The sequence below is a fragment of the Streptomyces sp. NPDC055025 genome (assembly GCF_053608565.1).
This window is the reverse complement of record NZ_JBSGVS010000008.1, coordinates 120,383-137,755: the sequence shown is the minus strand read 5'-3', so window position 1 is coordinate 137,755 and position 17,373 is coordinate 120,383. Positions and strand designations below refer to the sequence as shown.

The following is a 17,373-nucleotide window of genomic DNA, read 5'->3' as shown; positions in this document are numbered from 1 at the left end:
GCGCGGTGCCGCGCACCGGGGTGTGCGGCACCGCTCTCCCCCGCCTCCACAGACCCCTCCGCCTGCCGGTTGACACGGTCGTGAGAGGTGGGAAGGTGGACGCAGAGGGAGGAGCCGCCCCCCTCCCCCGGGCAGTAACTCCCACGCGCCGGCGCACGACCGGACCGCAGGAGGCGAGGAGAACGACGTGAGCGGCGACAGCGGCGACAGCGGCCGGACCATGGGCGACGAGGTCTACCAGCCGGACGGCTCGGAGGTCATCGACGACGAGGGCATCCTCGACGCCGAGGACACTCTCCTCGACCGTGGTTCCGACCCCTTCGACGAAGGCTGGTCGCCGCCGGAGCGTCCCCTCGGCGTCGAGCACACAGGGACGACGGCCGCCGAGCAGCGGGCGGGGGAAACGCTGGACCAGCGGCTCGCGGAGGAGGTCCCCGATCTCACGGTCCCCATCGGGGACGGTATCGGTGACCTGCCGTACGGCGAGGGCGAGACGCTCGACGACGAGGTCGGCGACGGCCGGTCGGGCCGGCTGGTGGCGCCGGACGAGGGCGCGCACGAGGACGCCGAGAAGGACATGATCGCCAGCGATGTCGGCATCGACGGCGCCGCCGCTTCGGCGGAGGAGGCCGCGGTCCATCTCGTTCCCTACCCGGACGAGACCGAGCCGGAGTGAACCGTGCGGGGCGAAGCCGTACACCGGGCCCGGAGCGGGTGAACGTCCGCCCGGCGTACGGCACTTCCACCGCGCACGACGCTCACAACGGCACGGTCACACCAGCACCGGGACGAGCGGGGCCGGGATGAGCGAGGCGGGGACGGGTTCCCGCCGCGCCGTGCCGAGCCCGGTGAGCGGTGTCCACGGCACACGCGGGACGTCCTGTGGACTTCGGACGCTTCTGGTGAACCAGATGACCTTGCCCTCGGCCGTGGCACACGTACCCCAGCTGTCGCTCAGCGCCGCGACCCTGGCGAGGCCGCCGCCACCGGCCGTGAGCAGCCGCGGCATGCGCGGGCCGTTGTCCTCGACGGAGGCCGTGAGATGCCGGCCCGTCCAGCGGAGTTCGAGCACGCAGCGATTGCCGTCACCGACATGGCGGTGGACATTGGTCAGCAGTTCCTCGACACCTTTGCCGACGGATGCCACATGCAGGTCGAGCCTCCAGTACCGAAGATGCGCGGCGACGACGCGCCGGAGTTGCGGAACACGCTCCGGAGAGGCGTGCAGTTCGACCACGTAATGACGGTCGGGTGGAACGGTCATGGCCGAGGCTCCTCACAGAGAGGCCCACGAGCTTCACCACGTTGGATCAACGACCCCCGAGCACGAAGCGTGAGCGAAAGCCACTTCTGGGTCATCCTCAGGGTGAGGTGGGCCGTCCGGAAGCGCAACACGAGCCGTACCGAGGCCACGAAAGCGGCCAATCCAGTCGCAGCGGCAGCAGCTGACGGCCAGGGGCAGCGGCAGCCGCTACCGGCTCTCCAGGAGCACCTGGATCTCTTCCTCCTGGTCACCGAAGGCCGTACCGACATCGTGGACGGTGAACGCGGAGGCCAGCGTCCTACGCATGGTGTCCACCGCCGTGTAGCCGCCCTGGAGGGTGGCCGTGAGCGGCGCCGTCAGCCGCGCGGGGTCCGGCTGCTTCCGCAGACGCGAGGCGTCGAAGGTCGCGAGCCATACGGTCGGTCGCCGCTCGGCCACGTCCTGGGGGATGTCGTCGGCCGCGCGATCGCAGGCGAAGGCCGTACGGAGCACACCGAACACAGCGCGCGCGTCCTCCTTCGCCCCGCCGGTGAGCGCCACGACCACCTCGTCCATGGGCTGGTCCACACTGTTCACATCGATCGTTCCTCTCCGTGTCCCGGTGTCGCGGTGTCCGGTCTCCACCCTCTCCCCGGCGGCCGCGGTGTGCGACCGGACCGCGCACCCGCGGGACGTCTGCCGGGTCGGGGCCCGGGGGCCGATGGCTCGCGGCCGCCCGTCGCGTCTACGCTCCGAACTCCTTGAGGAACGTCGCGCAGAAGGCGTTGAGGTCGTCCGGCCTCCGGCTGGTGATCAGGGTGCTGGGTGCGGACGTGCAGACATGGACCTGCTCGTCGACCCAGGTGGCGCCCGCGTTGGCGAGATCGGTCCGCAGGCTCGGCCAGGAGGTCAGTGTCCTGCCGCGCACCACATCCGCCTCGATCATCGTCCAGGGGGCATGGCAGATCGCCGCCACCGGTTTGCCCGCGTCGAAGAAGCCCTTGACGAAGGACACGGCCGCCGGGTCCATCCGCAGGGCGTCCGGGTTGGCGACACCACCGGGAAGCACCAGCGCGTCGTAGTCACCGGCGGCCGTCTCGGACACCGTGCGGTCGACGGGGAAGGTGTCCGCCTTGTCGAGATGGTCGAACGCCTGGATCTCGCCCGGTGCCGTGGAGACCAGTACACGCTCTCCGCCGGCGTCACCCACGGCCTTCCACGGCTCGGTCAGCTCGACCTGCTCCACGCCCTCCGGAGCCGCGAGGAATGCCACACGCATGTGATTCACGTCCTCTCCCGCGCGTCGTGCTCGTACGGCTCTTCTCGTACACCTCTTCCCCTACCCAGTTTTCCCCTACCCAGAAATCCGCGTCGGTCCCGGGCGCGCGGACGCGGCGGGGCACTCGGCGGGGACTCAGAGACGTTTCGCGTCGGGGGCGGTCGCGGTACGGAGCCGTGCCGTCACGGTCGTCGTACGGCGGCGCAGTCGCTGGAGGGGCGTGGGCGGCAGCTCGCGGGCCGCGCCCCGGGCGTAGTACCGCTCGACATAGAACTGGCCGACGGACAGCACGCTGGTGACGACGATGTACCAGATGGTCGCCACCATCAGCAGCGGGATGACCTGGTACGTACGGTTGTAGATGAGCTGCACGGAGAACAGCAGGTCCTGTACGGCGAGGACGCTGACGATGCTGGTCCCCTTCAGGGTGCCGATGAGCATATTGCCCGCGGTGGGAACGATGGAGCGCATCGCCTGCGGCACGATGACACGGCGCAGCACCCGCCACCGGCTCAGCCCCAGGGACTGCGCGGCCTCGGTCTGGCCGGCGTCCACCGAGAGGATCCCGCCGCGTACCACCTCCGCCGCGTAGGCCGCCTCGTGCAGGGTGAGACCGATCAGCGCGGTGAGTCCGGCGCCGAAGAGGTTCACGGTCTTGAAGGTGAGGAACTCGGGGCCGAAGGGGATACCGATGCCGAGCGTCGGATAGAGCGCGCCGATGTTGAACCAGAACAGGAGCTGCACCAGCAGCGGGGTGGATCTGAAGATCCATACGTAACCCCAACTGAGCGTGCGCAGCACGGGGTTGGCGGAGAGCCGCAGCACGGCGAAGACCGTGCCGATGAGAAAACCGAGCACCATCACACCCGCGGTCAGCCAGAGCGTGAGCAGCAGCCCGTCGAGTACCGCGGGGGTGGTGAAGTACTGGCCGACCACACTCCACTGGAACCGCTGGTTGCGCACGACGGAGTTGACGACCATCGCGAGGACCAGCAGCGCGGCGGCGCCCGACAGCCACCGTCCGGGATGCCGGCGCGGCACGATACGGGAGATCTCGTCGGGCCGGGGCAGGGTGAGGTCGCGTCTCGGAGGGGACGCGTCCGGCACGCGGAGGACATCGGGCGGGGGCGATACAGACATGAGGGGGCTCCGGCGGGAGTGCGGTCGGCGGTGGTCGGTGTACTCCGGGTGCCCCGGGGTGCTCCAGGTCCGGACGCTCCAGGTGCTCCGGCGCTCCAGGTCCGGGTGCTCCAGGTGCTCCGGGTCCGGGTGCTCCGGGTCCGGATGCTCCAGGTACTTCGAGTGCTCCGAACGTCATCACGCGCCGTGTCCCTCAACACGGCCGGTACGGCCCGGTGTTCACCTCGGAGACCCTGGGGTCCGAGGTGCGCACGGAGGCCGGACGCGTCTCGATCGTACGGGCGGGGACGGCGCGGTTGTCAAGGAGGCCCCGGCGCCCCGGTCAACTCATGTACCACTGTGCGGGCATCGGTTGACTTCGGTGAAAGTCCCGTGCTCAATTGGCTGCATGCAGAAGCAGCTGCCGTTGGTCACCCGCGGCCACATCGACTTCGGTCGAGTGTGGTCCGCCTCTTGTTGCGCCTGATCGCACCTGACCCCGGCAGCGGGCCGCCCGACCGGCCCCTCCCTCCCTCGGTGACCCCGTCGCGGGCCGAGTTCCCCTTCTTCACCGGGTGCACGCTGCCGTCTTCCTCCTGACGCTCCACGCGCCACTCCGCACGTACCACTCCGCTTCGACGCGTTCCACACGCCACTCCGCTTCCGCCGTGCCCGCGGTCTGCCCAGGGTTCCTTCGGCATGCCCTCCCTCCGCGTACGCACCGCGTTTCTCCGCCGTACGAAAGGTCCCTCATGCCTGTGGAGTTCCTCGGTATCGCCGCCACCCACGACGGGTCGGAGACGAGTCCCCGCTCCGGCGCCGCGTTCGACAAGGAGTACACGCTCAAGCTGGCCCGCGCCCATGAGGACCACGGCTGGGACCGGGTGCTGTTCGCGTACGGCTCGGGCTCGCCCGATCCCGCTCCCGCCGCCGCGTTCATCGCCTCCCGGCTGGACAAGCTCCAGATCCTGCTGGCGCACCGGCCGAATGTGTCGTATCCGACCTTCGCCGCCAAGACGTTCGCGACTCTGGACCGGATCAGCGACGGGCGGCTCACGGTCCACTTCATCACCGGTGGGAACGACCATGAACAGGGCCGCGAGGGGGACACGCTCACCAAGGACCAGCGCTACTCGCGCACACGCGAGTACATCGAGATCGTCAAGCGGATCTGGACCACGCACGAGGCCTTCGACCACGAGGGCGAGCACTACCGGTTCCACGACTTCGTCAGCGATGTCTTCCCGGTCCAGCAGCCCCGCCCGAACGTCTCGTTCGGCGGCTCCTCACCGGCCGCGTACCAGGCGGGCGGCGCCGAGGCGGACATCTACTGCCTGTGGGGCGAGCCGCTGGAGAAGACCGCGGAGCAGATCGAGGCGGTGAGGGCCGCCGCGCGCGCGGCAGGGCGTACGGCACCGCCCCGTATCCAGGTGGCCTTCCGGCCGATCATCGCGCCGACCGAGGAACTCGCCTGGGAGAAGGCGCACCGGACGGTGGACACGATCAAGGCCCGCAGGGAGCGGGGCGACGCGGCTCTGGTACGCCGCTACCGCCGGGGAGAGCCCGAGAACACCGGGTCGCAGCGGCTGATCGCGATCGCGGAGTCGGGTGAGCGCTACGACCGGGCGCTGTGGACGCCGACCGCCGCGGCCACCGGTGGCGCGGGCAACTCCAACGCCCTGGTCGGGACGCCGGAGACGGTCGCCCAGGCGCTGCTCGACTACTACGACCTGGGCGTGGACATCCTCTCCGCGCGCGGTTACGACCTGCTGGGCGACGCCATCGACTTCGGCCGTCATGTCATCCCGCTCGTACGCGAAGAGGTCGCCAAGCGGGACGCCGAGAGGGACACCGAGCGCGTGGCACCCGGCACCCGGAGCCTGGTCGAGGCCGGCTGATGACCTCCGTCGCCGAACCCGGCGGTCTGACCTGGGTACGGACCGCACTCTCCGATCCGCTGGTGCTGCCGATGCTGCGCGAGCTGGACCAGGAGTACACCTCCCGCTACGGCAAGGAGGCGCACGGCGAGATGGACCGCTATCCGGCGGAGGAGTTCGCCCCGCCGCACGGCGTCCTGCTGCTGTTGCTGGAGCACGGCGAGCCGGTCGCGGGCGGAGCGTTCCGCCGCTTCGACGGCACCACGGCCGAGCTGAAGCGGATCTGGACCCACTCCGCCCACCGGCGACGGGGGCTGGCCGCGCGGGTGGTCGGGGAGCTGGAGCGGATCGCCGCCGTACGGGGCTACCGCCGGATCCATCTCACCACCGGGCCGCGCCAGCCCGAGGCCAGGGGGCTGTATCTGAGGACCGGATACACACCGCTGTTCGACACGAGTGCCGACCCGGAGACCATCGGTCCGCTCCGGTTCGAGAAGCATCTCGCCACCGCCCGCCGCTCCGGCCCGGCCGGCTCCGCCGCTCCCACCGACTTGGCCGCCCCCACCGCCCCCACCGCCCCTACTGCCCCCACCGTCTCCACCGTCTCCACCGTCTCCACCGTCTCCACCGAAGGAAAGGTATGAGCCCGTGCGCACCCTGATCCCGGGCCGTCTCCGGCCCGCGCGCCGCGAGCGGCCCGTATCTCCTCGGACGGACCGCTCCGTACGCCGTCACCGCCGGCTGCCGGCCGCCGTTCTGGCCGCCCTGCTCCTGCCCGTCCTCGCGGGCTGCGGTGCGGACACATCGTCCGGAACGGAGACGGCGGGCGCCGCCTCGCCCGCGCCGTCGGACGATGTCACCGCCTCGCTGACGAAGAACGCCGGGCTGGCGGAACTGCTGCCCGAGAACGTCCGCGCACAGGGGACTCTCCGGATCGCCTCCTCCGTGGGCGCGGCGCCCAGCGCGTACTTCCCCGACGCGACGAGCCGCCGGCCCGCGGGGCTCGACATCGACATCGCGGACGCCGTCGGCAAACTGCTGGGGCTGAGGCTGGAGCGCCAGGAAGCCAGCTTCGAGGCGATCCTGCCCGCGCTCAGCAGTGGCAAGTACGACGTGGGCACCGGAAACTTCGGCGTCACCGAGGAGCGGCTGAAGACGATCGACTTCGTCACCTATATCAATGACGGACAGGGGTTCGCCGTCCGCAAGGACGACACCGGTCTGAGCAAGGTGACCCGGCTCGACCAGCTCTGCGGCAAGACCGTCGGCACCTCGGCGGGCACCACCTTCGAAGCGACGCTGAACTCCCGGAAGAGTGTCTGCGCGGACGCCGGCGAGAAGCCGTACACGGTCAAGGTCTTCTCCGAGAACGGCGCCCTTCTGACCAGCCTTCAGCAGGGCCGGATCGATGTGGTCATGTCGACCATCAACGGTCTGCGCTACCAGGCCGCGCAGCCGGCGGCCGGGGTCAGATTCCTGGGCGAGTTCCACCGGCTCGACGTCGGTTTCGCCTTCGACAAGGGCTCCCCCCTGCTCAAGGCGTTCCAGGGTGCTGTCAACGAGCTGATCGACAACGGCACATACGACCGGATTCTCAAGAAGTGGGGGACACAGGATTCCGCCATCGAGGAGTCCCGGATCAGCCCGCCCGAGACGAAGTAGCGGCAGGAGCCCCCGATGGATACCGCAACCGGCACCGAGGCGGACAGACCGTCCGTACCGCCGTCATCCTCTGTGACGCCGTCATCTTCCGTGACACCGACGGACGCCCTGTCGTCGTCCGGCCCTTCGCCGAAGGAGGCGTCACCACCGGGCACGGAGGATCTCGCCGCGCTGAAGGTCGTGCCCGCGCGGCACTACTGGCGCTGGGTGGCCGGTGCCGCCGCGCTCGTCGTCGTCGCGCAGTTCGTACACGGGCTGGCCACCAATCCGGGCTGGGACTGGGAGACCTTCTTCCTCTATCTCTCCACGGACAGTGTGCTGAGGGCCGTCTGGGTGACCCTCCAGCTCACCGCGTACGGGACCGCGCTGGGCTTCGCCCTCGGTGTCGTCCTCGCCTTCATGCGGCTGTCGCGCAGTGTGATTCTCCAGACGGTCGCCTGGACCTATATCTGGGCCTTCCGCTCGATCCCGCTGATCGTCCAGCTTCTGTTCTGGTTCAACCTGGCCTATCTCTACCAGGAGTTGGGGGTCGGCATCCCGTTCGGCCCCGTCCTGTGGAGCTTCGACACGATGAACCTGGTCGGCGCCATGTCGGCCGCCGTCATCGGTCTGGCGCTGCATCAGGCCGCCTACGCGGCCGAGATCGTACGCGGCGGGATCATCTCCGTCGAGGGCGGACAGCTCGAAGCAGCGGCGGCACTGGGCATCCCCCGGCTGCGTCAGATACGCCGCATCCTGCTGCCGCAGGCGATGCGCGGCATCCTGCCCAACGCCGCCAACGAGGTCATCTCCCTCTTCAAGGGCACCTCGATCGTCTCCGTGATGGCCATCGGCGAGCTGTTCTACCAGGTTCAGGTGATCTACGGCCGCAACGGCCGGGTCGTACCGCTGCTGATGGTCGCCACCGCCTGGTACATCCTGCTGACCACCCTGCTGTCCGTCGCCCAGTACTACGTGGAGCGGCACTTCGCGCGCGGGGCCGAGCGCACTCCCCCGCCCACCCCGTTCCAGCGAGCCAGGAGCTTCACCCGCAGGATGCGGGCCGCTGCCGCCACCGGAGGTTTCCCGCGATGAGTACGGACATTGCTCCCGAGCCGGCACCCGGCGGCGGCGACCGGGACAGCACCGCGGTCCGCGCCCGGAACACCGCCACCGCCGCCACCACTGGCACCGGCACCACCGCTGACACCGGCGGTGGCAGCGGCAGCGGCGATCTGATGGTGGACGTGCGGGGTGTGCACAAGAACTTCGGCCCGCTGGAGGTGCTCCGCGGGGTCGACCTCCAGGTCCGCACCGGCGAGGTCACCGTCGTACTGGGCCCCTCCGGCTCGGGAAAGTCGACCCTGCTGCGCAGCATCAACCACCTCGAAAAGCTCAACCGGGGGTACGTCAGCATCGACGGCGAGCTGATCGGCTACCGCCGCTCCGGCTCCAAGCTGCATGAACTCAAGGAGAGAGACGTCCTGAAGCAGCGGCTGCACATCGGCTTCGTCTTCCAGAACTTCAATCTCTTCCCGCATCTCACCGTGGTCGAGAACATCATCGAGGCTCCCGTCTCGGCGCTGCGCCGTCCCCGCAGGACCGCCGTCGAGCAGGCGGAACGGCTGCTGGAGCGGGTGGGTCTCGCCGACAAGGCCACCGCCTATCCACGACAGCTCTCCGGCGGTCAGCAGCAGCGCGTGGCGATCGCCCGCGCGCTCGCGCTGGAGCCCAAGGTGCTGCTCTTCGACGAGCCCACCTCGGCGCTCGACCCCGAGCTGGTCGGCGAGGTCCTCGATGTCATCAAGGACCTGGCCCGCAGCGGCACCACCATGATCGTCGTCACCCATGAGATCGGCTTCGCCCGTGAGGTCGCCGACACCGTCGTCTTCATGGACGACGGTGTGATCGTCGAGCAGGGCCCGCCCGCCGAGGTCCTGGACCGGCCGCGCCATGAGCGGACCAAGGCGTTTCTCTCCAAGGTGCTCTGACCCACCTTCCCGTCCATCGACCCATCGACCCATCACCCATCGACCCGTCGTCTTTCCCACGAGGAGCCTTCCGTGCCGTCCAGACCCGTCCTCCGTACCACCGCCGCCCTTCTCGGCCTTGTCGCCACGCTCTCCCTCTCGGCCTGCGGCAACTCCGCCGACGGCTCCACCGAGCAGGTGGTGGCCAAGGACGGAGGCAAGGACGGTCTGCGGATCGATCTCAGCCCCGACCAGAAGCGGATCACCACGCCCGAGGTGGACTCCATCGCCGCGCTCGTCCCGGCGGCGATCCGCGATCGCGGCACGCTCGAAGTGGTCAACTCGGCAGGTTCCGTACCGCCGTTGGCCTTCTACGCCACCGACGACAAGACCGTCATCGGTATCGAGACGGACATCTCCTCGCTGATCGCGGATGTCCTCGGGCTGAAGCCGAGCTACCACACGGTCGACTGGGCGAACATCTTCGTCGGTCTCGACAGCGGCAAGTACGACGTGGGGTTCAGCAACATCACCGTCACCGAGGAGCGCAAGGAGAAATACGACTTCGCCACCTACCGGCTGGACAATCTCGCGTTCGAGGCGAAGAAGGGCGCCGACTGGAAGGTCTCGGCTCCGGAGGACGTGGCGGGCCGGACCATCGGTGTCGGCTCCGGCACCAACCAGGAGAAGCTGCTGGTCGACTGGAGCAAGCAGAACGTGGAGAACGGTCTGAAGGCGACGGACATCAAGTACTACCAGAACGCCAGCGACTACTACCTCGCCCTCGGCTCCGGACGCCTCGACGCCTATCTCGGGCCCAACCCCGTCGCCGCGTACCACGCCGCCTCCACCGGGGAGACCGAGATCATCGGTACCTACTCGGGCGGCGGAGCCGATGTGCAGGGCAAGATCGCGGCCACCACCAAGAAGGACAACGGTCTGATCAAGGCCCTCCATGAGGCGCTCGGCACCGTGATCGAGAACGGTACGTACGAGAAGGTCCTGGCGCGCTGGGGACTCTCGAACGAGACCGTGCCGTCCTCCGAGCTGAACCCCCCGGGGCTGCCCAAGACCGACGAGTAGCCGGGCCCCCGGGCCCCGGGCCCCCGGGCCCGCTCCGGACCACCGGTCCCGCTCCGGGCCACCGGACCTTCGCCGGCCGCTCCCCTCCGACCGGCCCGTACGAGCGGAAGGCAGCCATGAAGTTCTCCGTCCTCACCATCGTCGGCCACGCGCCGCACCCCCTCACCGGGGAACTCCTCTCCGCCGCCGACCGTCTCGACGAAGTCGTGGAGCTGGGCGCGGAGGCCGAGCGGCTCGGCTTCGACGCCTATGCCGTCGGGGAGCGGCACGCGGGTGCCTTCCTCTCCTCCAGCCCCACGGTGCTCCTCGGCGCCATCGTGTCCCGCACCTCGCGGATCCGGCTGCTCACCGGGGTCACCGTGGTGGCGATCCTGGATCCGGTACGGGTGGCCGAGGACTACGCGACGCTCGATCAGCTCTCCCGCGGGCGGATCGAACTCGTCATCGGCAAGGGGGCGGAGGCGGGGCACTTCGATCTCTTCGGGCTGGACGAGGAGCGGCAGTGGGAGTACCAGGCGGAGAAGTACGAGCTGCTGCGCAGACTCTGGCGCGAGGAAGACCTCGACTGGGAGGGCCGGTTCCGGCCGCCGCTCAGGGGCGTCACCACCGTGCCGCGTCCCTACGCCGGTCCGCCCGCGGTCTGGCACGGCTCGGCCACCAGTCTCAACTCCCCGGAGCTGGCGGCCAAGCACGGCGATCCGCTCTTCACCGCCAACGCCGTCCAGCCCCGTGAGGCGTACGCACGGCTCATCCGTCACTACCGCGAGAAGTTCGAGGAGTACGGACACGATCCGGCGCGGGCGCGGGCGCGGGTGGCGGCGGGGTCGGGCGGTCTCTACATCGCGGACACCACGCACCGGGCCGTCACGGACTTCAAGGAGCAGTACGAGGCCCGTATACGCCAGACCTTCCGGCCACAGCTCGTCGGCAAGGCGGGGTACAACACACCGTTCCGCACGATCGAGGACGCCGTGGAGAACGGGCCCCAGCTCATCGGCAGTCCACAGCGTGTCATCGACAAGATCCTCGGCTACCACGAGGTCTACGGACACGACCTCCAGTCCATCACCGTCGACGGGTTCGGACTGAGCCTGCCCGAGCAGCGCGAGCAGCTCCAGCGCTTCGCGGAGGAGATCGCCCCGGTGGTCCGCCGCGAGGCACCGAGCACTCTCTGGGCCGACAACGGCTAGCCACTGCCCAGCCCAGCCCAGCCCCGTCTTGTCGTGCCCTGCCCCGCCTCCCGTCGGGGGAGGCGTTCGGGCGGGAGGGCCGCGCCGGCCGGGGTCTTCGCCGTACCCCCGAACGGGTTGTCGGTGTCCGCGCCCGTGTGTCGTCCGTCGTGGGAGAGACGGTCGGCACGCTCCTGGCGATGAGACTCGCCCATGTGACGGATAACCAGGGAGAAGACGGTCGGCCGGGGCAGGTACCGGAGGACAGCGAAGGCACGCCCAAGCCCGTCATCGTGGAGAAGCTCGACCCGGAGCAGTCCATGGTGCTGCGTCAGGTGGGCCGCGAGTGGGGGCGGGTGTCCGCCGCCCGCGACGCGTGGCGCGCGGCGCTGCCCGTGGACCCCGACATCGGCCGCTATCCCGAGCCCGCGCAGATCACCCCGGCACGCTTCGGCCGGATCGTACGGGTACCTCCGCTCGGTGGGATGCCGTCGCCCGCCGGGACCGGTGGCGTGGAGACGGTGGAGAGCCGGACGGAGCCGCCCACGCTCGGGCCGCGGATCCGGCACGCGGTCCTCGGGGCGCCGCTGCGGAGCACGGCGATCGCCCGGGAGCGGATGCGCAAGATCGTGGCGCTGCCGGTGCTCTCGGCGGACGCGCTGTCGTCGGTCGCGTACGGTCCCGAGGCGCTGCTCGCCGTACTGGTGCTGGCCGGTACCGCGGGACTCGCCTATTCGCTGCCGGTGGCCGGGGCGATCGTCTTTCTGATGCTGGCGGTCGGGCTGTCGTACCGTCAGACGATCCGCGCGTATCCGCACGGCGGCGGGTCGTACATCGTCGCGACGGACAATCTCGGGCGGGTACCCGGGCTGGTGGCCGCGGCCGGACTGATGACGGACTACGTCCTCACGGTCGCCGTCTCGGTCTCGTCCGGGATGGCGGCGGTCACCTCGGCGCTTCCGGGGCTCTCGGACGATGTCGTCCTGATCGGTCTGCTGGTCATCGCCGTTCTGCTCGCGGGGAATCTGCGCGGTGTCAAACAGGCCGGGGCGCTGTTCGCCGCGCCCACGTACGCGTTCGTTCTCGCCATCCTCTCGCTGGTGGCCGTGGGGCTGTACGACGCGTCGGGACGTGGCTTCGAGGCCACCCCGACCCCGCCGCCGCACGCCGTCGAGGGGGTCGGTCTGCTGCTGGTGATGCGGGCGTTCGCCTCCGGCTCCACGGCGATGACCGGTATCGAGGCGATCTCCAACGCGGTGCCCGCGTTCGAGCCCGTCTCCTGGCGCAACGCGCGTACGACGCTGTCGTGGATGATCGGACTGCTCGTCACCCTGTTCGCCGGCACGATCGCACTGGTCCATCTGACGGGTGTCGTACCCGAGTCCCAGGAGACGGTCCTGTCGCAGCTCGCTCATACCACCTTCGGCTCGGGCGGTATGTATGTCTTCATCCAGGCGGCGACGGCTCTGATCCTGCTGCTCGCGGCGAACACCGCGTACAACGACTTCCCCCGGGTGCTGTATCTGCTGGCACGTGACGACCACGCGCCACGGACCTTTCTGCGGCTGGGCGACCGGCTGGCGTTCAGCAACGGAATCATCCTGCTCTCCGTGGCGGCGGCGGTGGTCTATGCCGCCTTCGACGGGAAGACCGCGTCACTCATTCCGCTGTACGCCGTCGGGGTCTTTCTCGCCTTCACCCTGTCGCAGAGCGGCATGGTGGTCCACTGGTGGCGCAGGCGTGAGCGGCACTGGCGCAAAAGCCTCGTCTTCAACGGGGTGGGCGCCCTGCTCTCGGCCGTCGTCTTCATCACCGCGGGCATCACCAAGTTCACCGAGGGAGCCTGGCTCGCCCTCCTCACCGTCGCCCTGTTCCTGCTGGTGACGACCAGGATCCGGCGCCACTACGACATGGTGCGCCGGGCGCTGCGGCTGCACTCCAAGGTGATCGAGATCCCGAGCCGTACGCTCCCGCCACGGCCGGGCGCGCGTACCCCGGGGAAGGCACCCGACGGTGCCGAGGGACCGTCAGAAGACGTGCTCCCCCGGAAGGAGCAGGACGAGGAGAGAGAGGACACCCCCGAGGAGATCCGCCATCTCTCCGTCGTCCTGGTGGACGCGCTGCATCAGGCGAGCATGCGCGCGATGGCCTACGCGGCCTCCCTCCAGCAGCCCGTTCTGGCCCTGCATGTCAGTCCGAGCGACGAGGACGCCGAACGTTTCCGTGAGGGCTGGCTCCTGTGGGGGGACCATCTGCCGCTGAGAATCGTCCTCTCCCCCTACCGGGCCATCGTGACTCCGCTGATCAGCTATATCGAGCAGCTGCACCATCAGCGACCCGATCTGACCATCACCGTGATCCTTCCGGAGATCGTCGTACGGCACTGGTGGCACCGGCTGCTCCACAGCCCGCTCGCCGGACGGTTGCGGCGGGCGCTCCGGCCGCTGCCGAAGATCGTGGTGACGACGGTCCCCTTCCATGTGGAGGGATGACGGGGTGTGAACCCGCCGGGCGGGGAGACGGCGCAGGCCTTCCGGGGAGCCCAGTCCGAAGAGCGGATCGAATGCTCACCATTCGTCCCGATTGGTCGGTTTATTCGTTTCGATCTAGGGTGAGCGATGGCACTGCCCAGATAGGGCAAGTGCGTCTACACGAGGAGCCCATGATGCTTTCTCAGACCATCAGGCCCGGAGAAATCACCCTGGACCGTTACGCGTTGGGTGCCGCCATGGCCGAGCCCGAGGCGCCCTGCAGTGATGCGCCGGTGTACGCGCCGGAAGCCGCCGGTCTGCTGCTACTGCTGCTTCTGCTGTCCCCGAAGGAGCCGAAGGAGCCCAAGGGCCTGTGAACCACGACCGGTCGCGGACCATTTACCAAGAATCAGCGGCCGGCCTGGCACGACGTGCCCTCGGAGCCCTTCGGGGCACCGGGGGCACGGCCATGGTCGCCGAACACGTCGAGAGCGAGCGGGATCCCGGCGCCGCCCTGGCCGCCATCCGGATCCTCGGCGCCGATGTCCTCGCCCCCGCCGTACTGGGCGGCGCCGCGTTCCATCCGCTGGACGCGGAGGCCGTGGCCCTGTCCTTCACGGCCCTGCCGCCTTCGCGGGACGAACCGGTCCCGCCACCCGCCGGACCCGAGGAGCCCTGGCTGATGGCCTGGCGCGACTGGGGCACCGTCACTCTGCTGACCGTCCTCACCAGCGGCGGCACCGGGCGGACGGCGGCGCCCCGGCCGTCCTCACCGCCGGCCGGCGCCCCCGCCGCCGAGGACGGGACGGGGTGGGCCGCCTGGTCGGTCAGGATGGGCCGGCTCAGCGCCCTGGCGCTGCCCGGACTGGAGAGTCCGGTGCATGACGCGGCCCGCGCCGCGCCGCTGGCACTGGCCCGTGGTGCGACCCGCGCCGTGCTGCGCAGGGACTACCCCACCGCCGCGCGGATCGTACGGTGGCTGGCCTGGCTCCGCGCGGACGGGGTGGAGCTGCCGCTCGACCCGGCGCCGCTGGTGGAGCACATCGGTCTGATGGCCGGAGGCGACCGGCTCGCGCTGGACATGGCCATCGCGCGCCGTCTGGCCCCCGCCTGACGGGCGGCCATGTCCCCCGTTTCCCCGCGATCGGCGTCCCGCGAGCCGCGTCCCCGCGAGCCGCCTCCCCGCGATCGGCCCTGGGCCGTGTCCTGGCCCCGACCGCTGGTCCCACCACTGATCCCGCTCCTGCCGATCCCACCCCGTCCACCCCGGTCAACAGACCCTGTCTGGCTGATCGTCACCAGATCGGACGAGATCCCGCCATGCCGATGTCCGTCGCACAAGCCGCCCACCGGATCACCTCCCTGGCGCTGACCTGGCTCCACACCCACCGCGAGCACGGCGCCCTGCCACCCGGAACCACCGCCGAACTCGCCGAGCCCGACAGCGTCTACAAGCCGCTGGGCGAGACCGCTCTCGCCGCCTCCCTCGTCCTGCGCGAGGCGGTGGCCGGCCGCGCCGAACTGCGGCTCGCCCGTGAACTGCTGGACTTCAGCTGGGAGCAACTCGGCTCCGGGGCCATGCTCCATGAGCGGCTGCTGCGCTATCCGATGATGAGCGACCCGCTGGAGACCTACGCCCACTTCGCCCGGAGCGGCTACCGCCACCAGGCGCTGGACCGGCTGCTCGCCCACACCACCTCGCTCCGCTCCGCCCGCGCCGTCGAGGTGATGCCCAACCGGCGGCTGGCGATCGCCAACGCCGCCCGGGTCGGCGGCTTCGGCCAGGACGACGACCGCGCCGTCGACTGGGCCGCGCTGACCGAGGCCACCTGGCTGGGCTCATTCCCCGAACCGTGGCTCATCGACTGGATGACCGCCTACAACATGACGCACACCGTCTTCCATCTCACCGACTGGGGCCGTATTCCGGCGGGTCTGCCGGCCGGCACGGCCCGCTATCTCGGCGACTGGCTGCCCGCCTGGATCGACATCTGGGCCGAGATCGGCGAGTGGGATCTGGTGGCCGAGCTTATGATCGTCGGGAGTTCGCTGCCCGATCCGTACTGCGATCCGGCGGACTGGGAGCGACTGGCCCGTCTCCAGCACGAGGACGGGCTGATGCCCCGCGACGGACACCCCGTCAGCGAGGATCCCGGCGAACGCTTCGCGGCGCACCACCACACCACTGTGGTCGCCGCGGTCGCCGGTACGCTCGCCCTCTCCCGCGCCCTCGGCACCCCGGGCACCCCAGGCACCCCAGGCACCCGCCCATGACATCGGGCGCGATGGGGACGGTGTCATCGGACGCGGTGTCATCGGACGCGGTGGGGACGGCGTACGCGACAGTGGCTCACGACGGGCCGGCACGAGCGCCGGAGTGGGCCCGCGGTCCGGCCTCGGCCGTCGCCGCCTCCGCCCGCGGAGCGAGCGGGGTGGCCGTCGCGATCCGCCGGGGCGACCGGCGGGCCGTGGTGACCTATGGCCGTACCGCGCACGACGGCGCCCCGGTCACGGCCGACACCCGCTTCGAGACCGGCTCGCTCACCAAGTGCTTCACCGCGCTGCTGCTCGCCGAACTGGCCGCCCGCGGCGATGTCTCGTACGGCGATCCCCTCACCCGGCTGCTGCCTCCCGGCTCCGTGCCCGCACCGCGCGGCGGGCCCATCACCCTGCTCCATCTCGCCACCCACACCTCGGGGCTGCCCCGGCTGCCCCCCGGGCTGCTCGCCGGGGCGGCGCCGCGCTGGTTCACCAATCCGTACGAGGGCTTCCGCACCGACGATCTGCTGCGCGCGCTCGCGAGGACCCGTCCGTTCGCCCGGCCCGGTGACCGGGTGCGGTACTCCAACTTCGGGGTGGGGCTGCTCGGGCATCTCCTCGGCCGTGCCGTGCCCGGCCGGCTGGGGTACGGGGAGCTGCTGGCGGACCGGATCCTGGACCCGCTCGGGCTGCACCGGACGGGCTGCGCACCGGGTCTTCGACAGGCCACCGGCTACTGGCACGGCCGCGCCCGGCCGCCCTGGCGGATCCCGGGTCTCGCCGGGGCGGGCGCGATCCGCTCCAGCGCCCGCGATCTGCTGACCCTGCTCGACGCCCTCCTCGACGTCTCACCCGACGTCTCACCCGACGTCTCACCCGACGTCTCACCCGATGCCTCGCCGGACGCTCCGGTCGCCACCAGCACTGGCACCGATTCCCTGTCCCTGTCCGCGCCGTTGCGGGCGGCGCTGGCGGATGCGGTCCGTCCACGGCTCGCGCTGCGCGGGGGCACCAGAGGGCTGGCGCTCGTCTGGAACATCCGCGTCCGGCCGGACGGCGATGTCTATCACCACTCCGGCGGCACCCGTGGTTTCACGGCGTTCGCCGGATTCAGTCCCCGGCACCGGACCGCCGTGGTCGCCCTGGCCAACACCGCCCCGTCCGCCGACCAGCGCTTCATCCAGAGCGCCTACGGGACGCTGCTGTCGCTGCCTGAGCAGTTGTGACATCCGGAGGCGTTCCTCACGGGCCGTGGCTTCACC

At 70.3% G+C, this 17,373-nt stretch carries 17 protein-coding genes; 13 read left to right on the top strand and 4 right to left on the bottom strand.

Features of this window, described 5'->3' with window-relative positions:
* Nucleotides 1-220 precede the first annotated feature (220 nt).
* Nucleotides 221-676: a DUF5709 domain-containing protein gene (locus ACWGDX_RS07765; RefSeq protein WP_453623337.1), complete on the top strand. Its 456-nt coding sequence runs from the start codon at nucleotides 221-223 to the stop codon at nucleotides 674-676.
* A 96-nt stretch (nucleotides 677-772) separates the two neighbouring features.
* Here ACWGDX_RS07765 and ACWGDX_RS07760 read toward each other — a convergent pair whose 3' ends face one another.
* The 4 genes from ACWGDX_RS07760 to ACWGDX_RS07745 form a co-directional block, all read right to left on the bottom strand.
* A complete protein-coding gene (locus ACWGDX_RS07760) occupies nucleotides 773-1,264 on the bottom strand; it encodes an ATP-binding protein (RefSeq protein ID WP_453623236.1) in 492 nt (163 codons plus the stop codon).
* A gap of 207 nt (nucleotides 1,265-1,471) precedes the next feature.
* On the bottom strand, nucleotides 1,472-1,840 hold the full coding sequence (locus tag ACWGDX_RS07755; protein WP_453623234.1) for a hypothetical protein: 369 nt from the start codon (nucleotides 1,838-1,840) through the stop codon (nucleotides 1,472-1,474).
* Between the two features lie 148 nt (nucleotides 1,841-1,988).
* Complete coding sequence (locus tag ACWGDX_RS07750; protein ID WP_453623232.1) at nucleotides 1,989-2,522, bottom strand: type 1 glutamine amidotransferase domain-containing protein; 534 nt, start codon at nucleotides 2,520-2,522, stop codon at nucleotides 1,989-1,991.
* A 135-nt stretch (nucleotides 2,523-2,657) separates the two neighbouring features.
* The gene (locus tag ACWGDX_RS07745; protein ID WP_453623230.1) at nucleotides 2,658-3,662 is read right to left on the bottom strand and encodes an amino acid ABC transporter permease; all 1,005 of its coding nucleotides are present in this window, start codon (nucleotides 3,660-3,662) and stop codon (nucleotides 2,658-2,660) included.
* Between the two features lie 731 nt (nucleotides 3,663-4,393).
* Between ACWGDX_RS07745 and ACWGDX_RS07740 the strand changes: the two genes are divergently transcribed.
* The 12 genes from ACWGDX_RS07740 (at nucleotide 4,394) to ACWGDX_RS07685 (ending at nucleotide 17,337) form a co-directional block, all read left to right on the top strand.
* On the top strand, nucleotides 4,394-5,539 hold the full coding sequence (locus tag ACWGDX_RS07740; protein ID WP_453623228.1) for an LLM class flavin-dependent oxidoreductase: 1,146 nt from the start codon (nucleotides 4,394-4,396) through the stop codon (nucleotides 5,537-5,539).
* A complete protein-coding gene (locus ACWGDX_RS07735; RefSeq protein ID WP_453623226.1) occupies nucleotides 5,539-6,162 on the top strand; it encodes a GNAT family N-acetyltransferase in 624 nt (207 codons plus the stop codon). The genes ACWGDX_RS07740 and ACWGDX_RS07735 overlap by 1 nt, the downstream gene beginning before the upstream one ends.
* 127 nt (nucleotides 6,163-6,289) lie before the next feature.
* Nucleotides 6,290-7,180 (top strand): ABC transporter substrate-binding protein, encoded by an 891-nt coding sequence (locus ACWGDX_RS07730; protein WP_453623335.1) that lies wholly within the window; start codon nucleotides 6,290-6,292, stop codon nucleotides 7,178-7,180.
* Between the two features lie 15 nt (nucleotides 7,181-7,195).
* On the top strand, nucleotides 7,196-8,254 hold the full coding sequence (locus tag ACWGDX_RS07725) for an amino acid ABC transporter permease (RefSeq protein ID WP_453623224.1): 1,059 nt from the start codon (nucleotides 7,196-7,198) through the stop codon (nucleotides 8,252-8,254).
* 143 nt (nucleotides 8,255-8,397) lie between these two features.
* Nucleotides 8,398-9,150: an amino acid ABC transporter ATP-binding protein gene (locus tag ACWGDX_RS07720; protein WP_453623333.1), complete on the top strand. Its 753-nt coding sequence runs from the start codon at nucleotides 8,398-8,400 to the stop codon at nucleotides 9,148-9,150.
* Nucleotides 9,151-9,222: 72 nt separating this feature from the next.
* Nucleotides 9,223-10,212: an ABC transporter substrate-binding protein gene (locus ACWGDX_RS07715; RefSeq protein WP_453623222.1), complete on the top strand. Its 990-nt coding sequence runs from the start codon at nucleotides 9,223-9,225 to the stop codon at nucleotides 10,210-10,212.
* Between the two features lie 116 nt (nucleotides 10,213-10,328).
* Complete coding sequence (locus ACWGDX_RS07710; RefSeq protein ID WP_453623220.1) at nucleotides 10,329-11,402, top strand: LLM class flavin-dependent oxidoreductase; 1,074 nt, start codon at nucleotides 10,329-10,331, stop codon at nucleotides 11,400-11,402.
* Nucleotides 11,403-11,581: 179 nt separating this feature from the next.
* Nucleotides 11,582-13,873 (top strand): APC family permease, encoded by a 2,292-nt coding sequence (locus tag ACWGDX_RS07705; RefSeq protein WP_453623218.1) that lies wholly within the window; start codon nucleotides 11,582-11,584, stop codon nucleotides 13,871-13,873.
* A 170-nt stretch (nucleotides 13,874-14,043) separates the two neighbouring features.
* Nucleotides 14,044-14,229: a hypothetical protein gene (locus ACWGDX_RS07700; protein ID WP_382857540.1), complete on the top strand. Its 186-nt coding sequence runs from the start codon at nucleotides 14,044-14,046 to the stop codon at nucleotides 14,227-14,229.
* Nucleotides 14,230-14,321: 92 nt separating this feature from the next.
* Nucleotides 14,322-14,966: a hypothetical protein gene (locus ACWGDX_RS07695; protein ID WP_453623216.1), complete on the top strand. Its 645-nt coding sequence runs from the start codon at nucleotides 14,322-14,324 to the stop codon at nucleotides 14,964-14,966.
* 206 nt (nucleotides 14,967-15,172) lie between these two features.
* On the top strand, nucleotides 15,173-16,126 hold the full coding sequence (locus ACWGDX_RS07690) for a DUF6895 family protein (protein WP_453623214.1): 954 nt from the start codon (nucleotides 15,173-15,175) through the stop codon (nucleotides 16,124-16,126).
* 158 nt (nucleotides 16,127-16,284) lie between these two features.
* A complete protein-coding gene (locus ACWGDX_RS07685; RefSeq protein WP_453623212.1) occupies nucleotides 16,285-17,337 on the top strand; it encodes a serine hydrolase domain-containing protein in 1,053 nt (350 codons plus the stop codon).
* Nucleotides 17,338-17,373: the final 36 nt, after the last annotated feature.

Bases quoted from the DNA above. Each gene is read 5' to 3' on its own strand.
- ACWGDX_RS07760 (WP_453623236.1), bottom strand. From the start codon at position 1,264: ATGACCGTTCCACCCGACCGTCATTACGTGGTCGAACTGCACGCCTCT.
- ACWGDX_RS07690 (WP_453623214.1), top strand. From the start codon at position 15,173: ATGCCGATGTCCGTCGCACAAGCCGCCCACCGGATCACCTCCCTGGCG.
- ACWGDX_RS07710 (WP_453623220.1), top strand. From the start codon at position 10,329: ATGAAGTTCTCCGTCCTCACCATCGTCGGCCACGCGCCGCACCCCCTC.
- ACWGDX_RS07705 (WP_453623218.1), top strand. From the start codon at position 11,582: ATGAGACTCGCCCATGTGACGGATAACCAGGGAGAAGACGGTCGGCCG.
- ACWGDX_RS07700 (WP_382857540.1), top strand. From the start codon at position 14,044: ATGATGCTTTCTCAGACCATCAGGCCCGGAGAAATCACCCTGGACCGT.
- ACWGDX_RS07765 (WP_453623337.1), top strand. From the start codon at position 221: ATGGGCGACGAGGTCTACCAGCCGGACGGCTCGGAGGTCATCGACGAC.
- ACWGDX_RS07725 (WP_453623224.1), top strand. From the start codon at position 7,196: ATGGATACCGCAACCGGCACCGAGGCGGACAGACCGTCCGTACCGCCG.
- ACWGDX_RS07740 (WP_453623228.1), top strand. From the start codon at position 4,394: ATGCCTGTGGAGTTCCTCGGTATCGCCGCCACCCACGACGGGTCGGAG.
- ACWGDX_RS07745 (WP_453623230.1), bottom strand. From the start codon at position 3,662: ATGTCTGTATCGCCCCCGCCCGATGTCCTCCGCGTGCCGGACGCGTCC.
- ACWGDX_RS07695 (WP_453623216.1), top strand. From the start codon at position 14,322: ATGGTCGCCGAACACGTCGAGAGCGAGCGGGATCCCGGCGCCGCCCTG.
- ACWGDX_RS07720 (WP_453623333.1), top strand. From the start codon at position 8,398: ATGGTGGACGTGCGGGGTGTGCACAAGAACTTCGGCCCGCTGGAGGTG.
- ACWGDX_RS07750 (WP_453623232.1), bottom strand. From the start codon at position 2,522: ATGCGTGTGGCATTCCTCGCGGCTCCGGAGGGCGTGGAGCAGGTCGAG.
- ACWGDX_RS07735 (WP_453623226.1), top strand. From the start codon at position 5,539: ATGACCTCCGTCGCCGAACCCGGCGGTCTGACCTGGGTACGGACCGCA.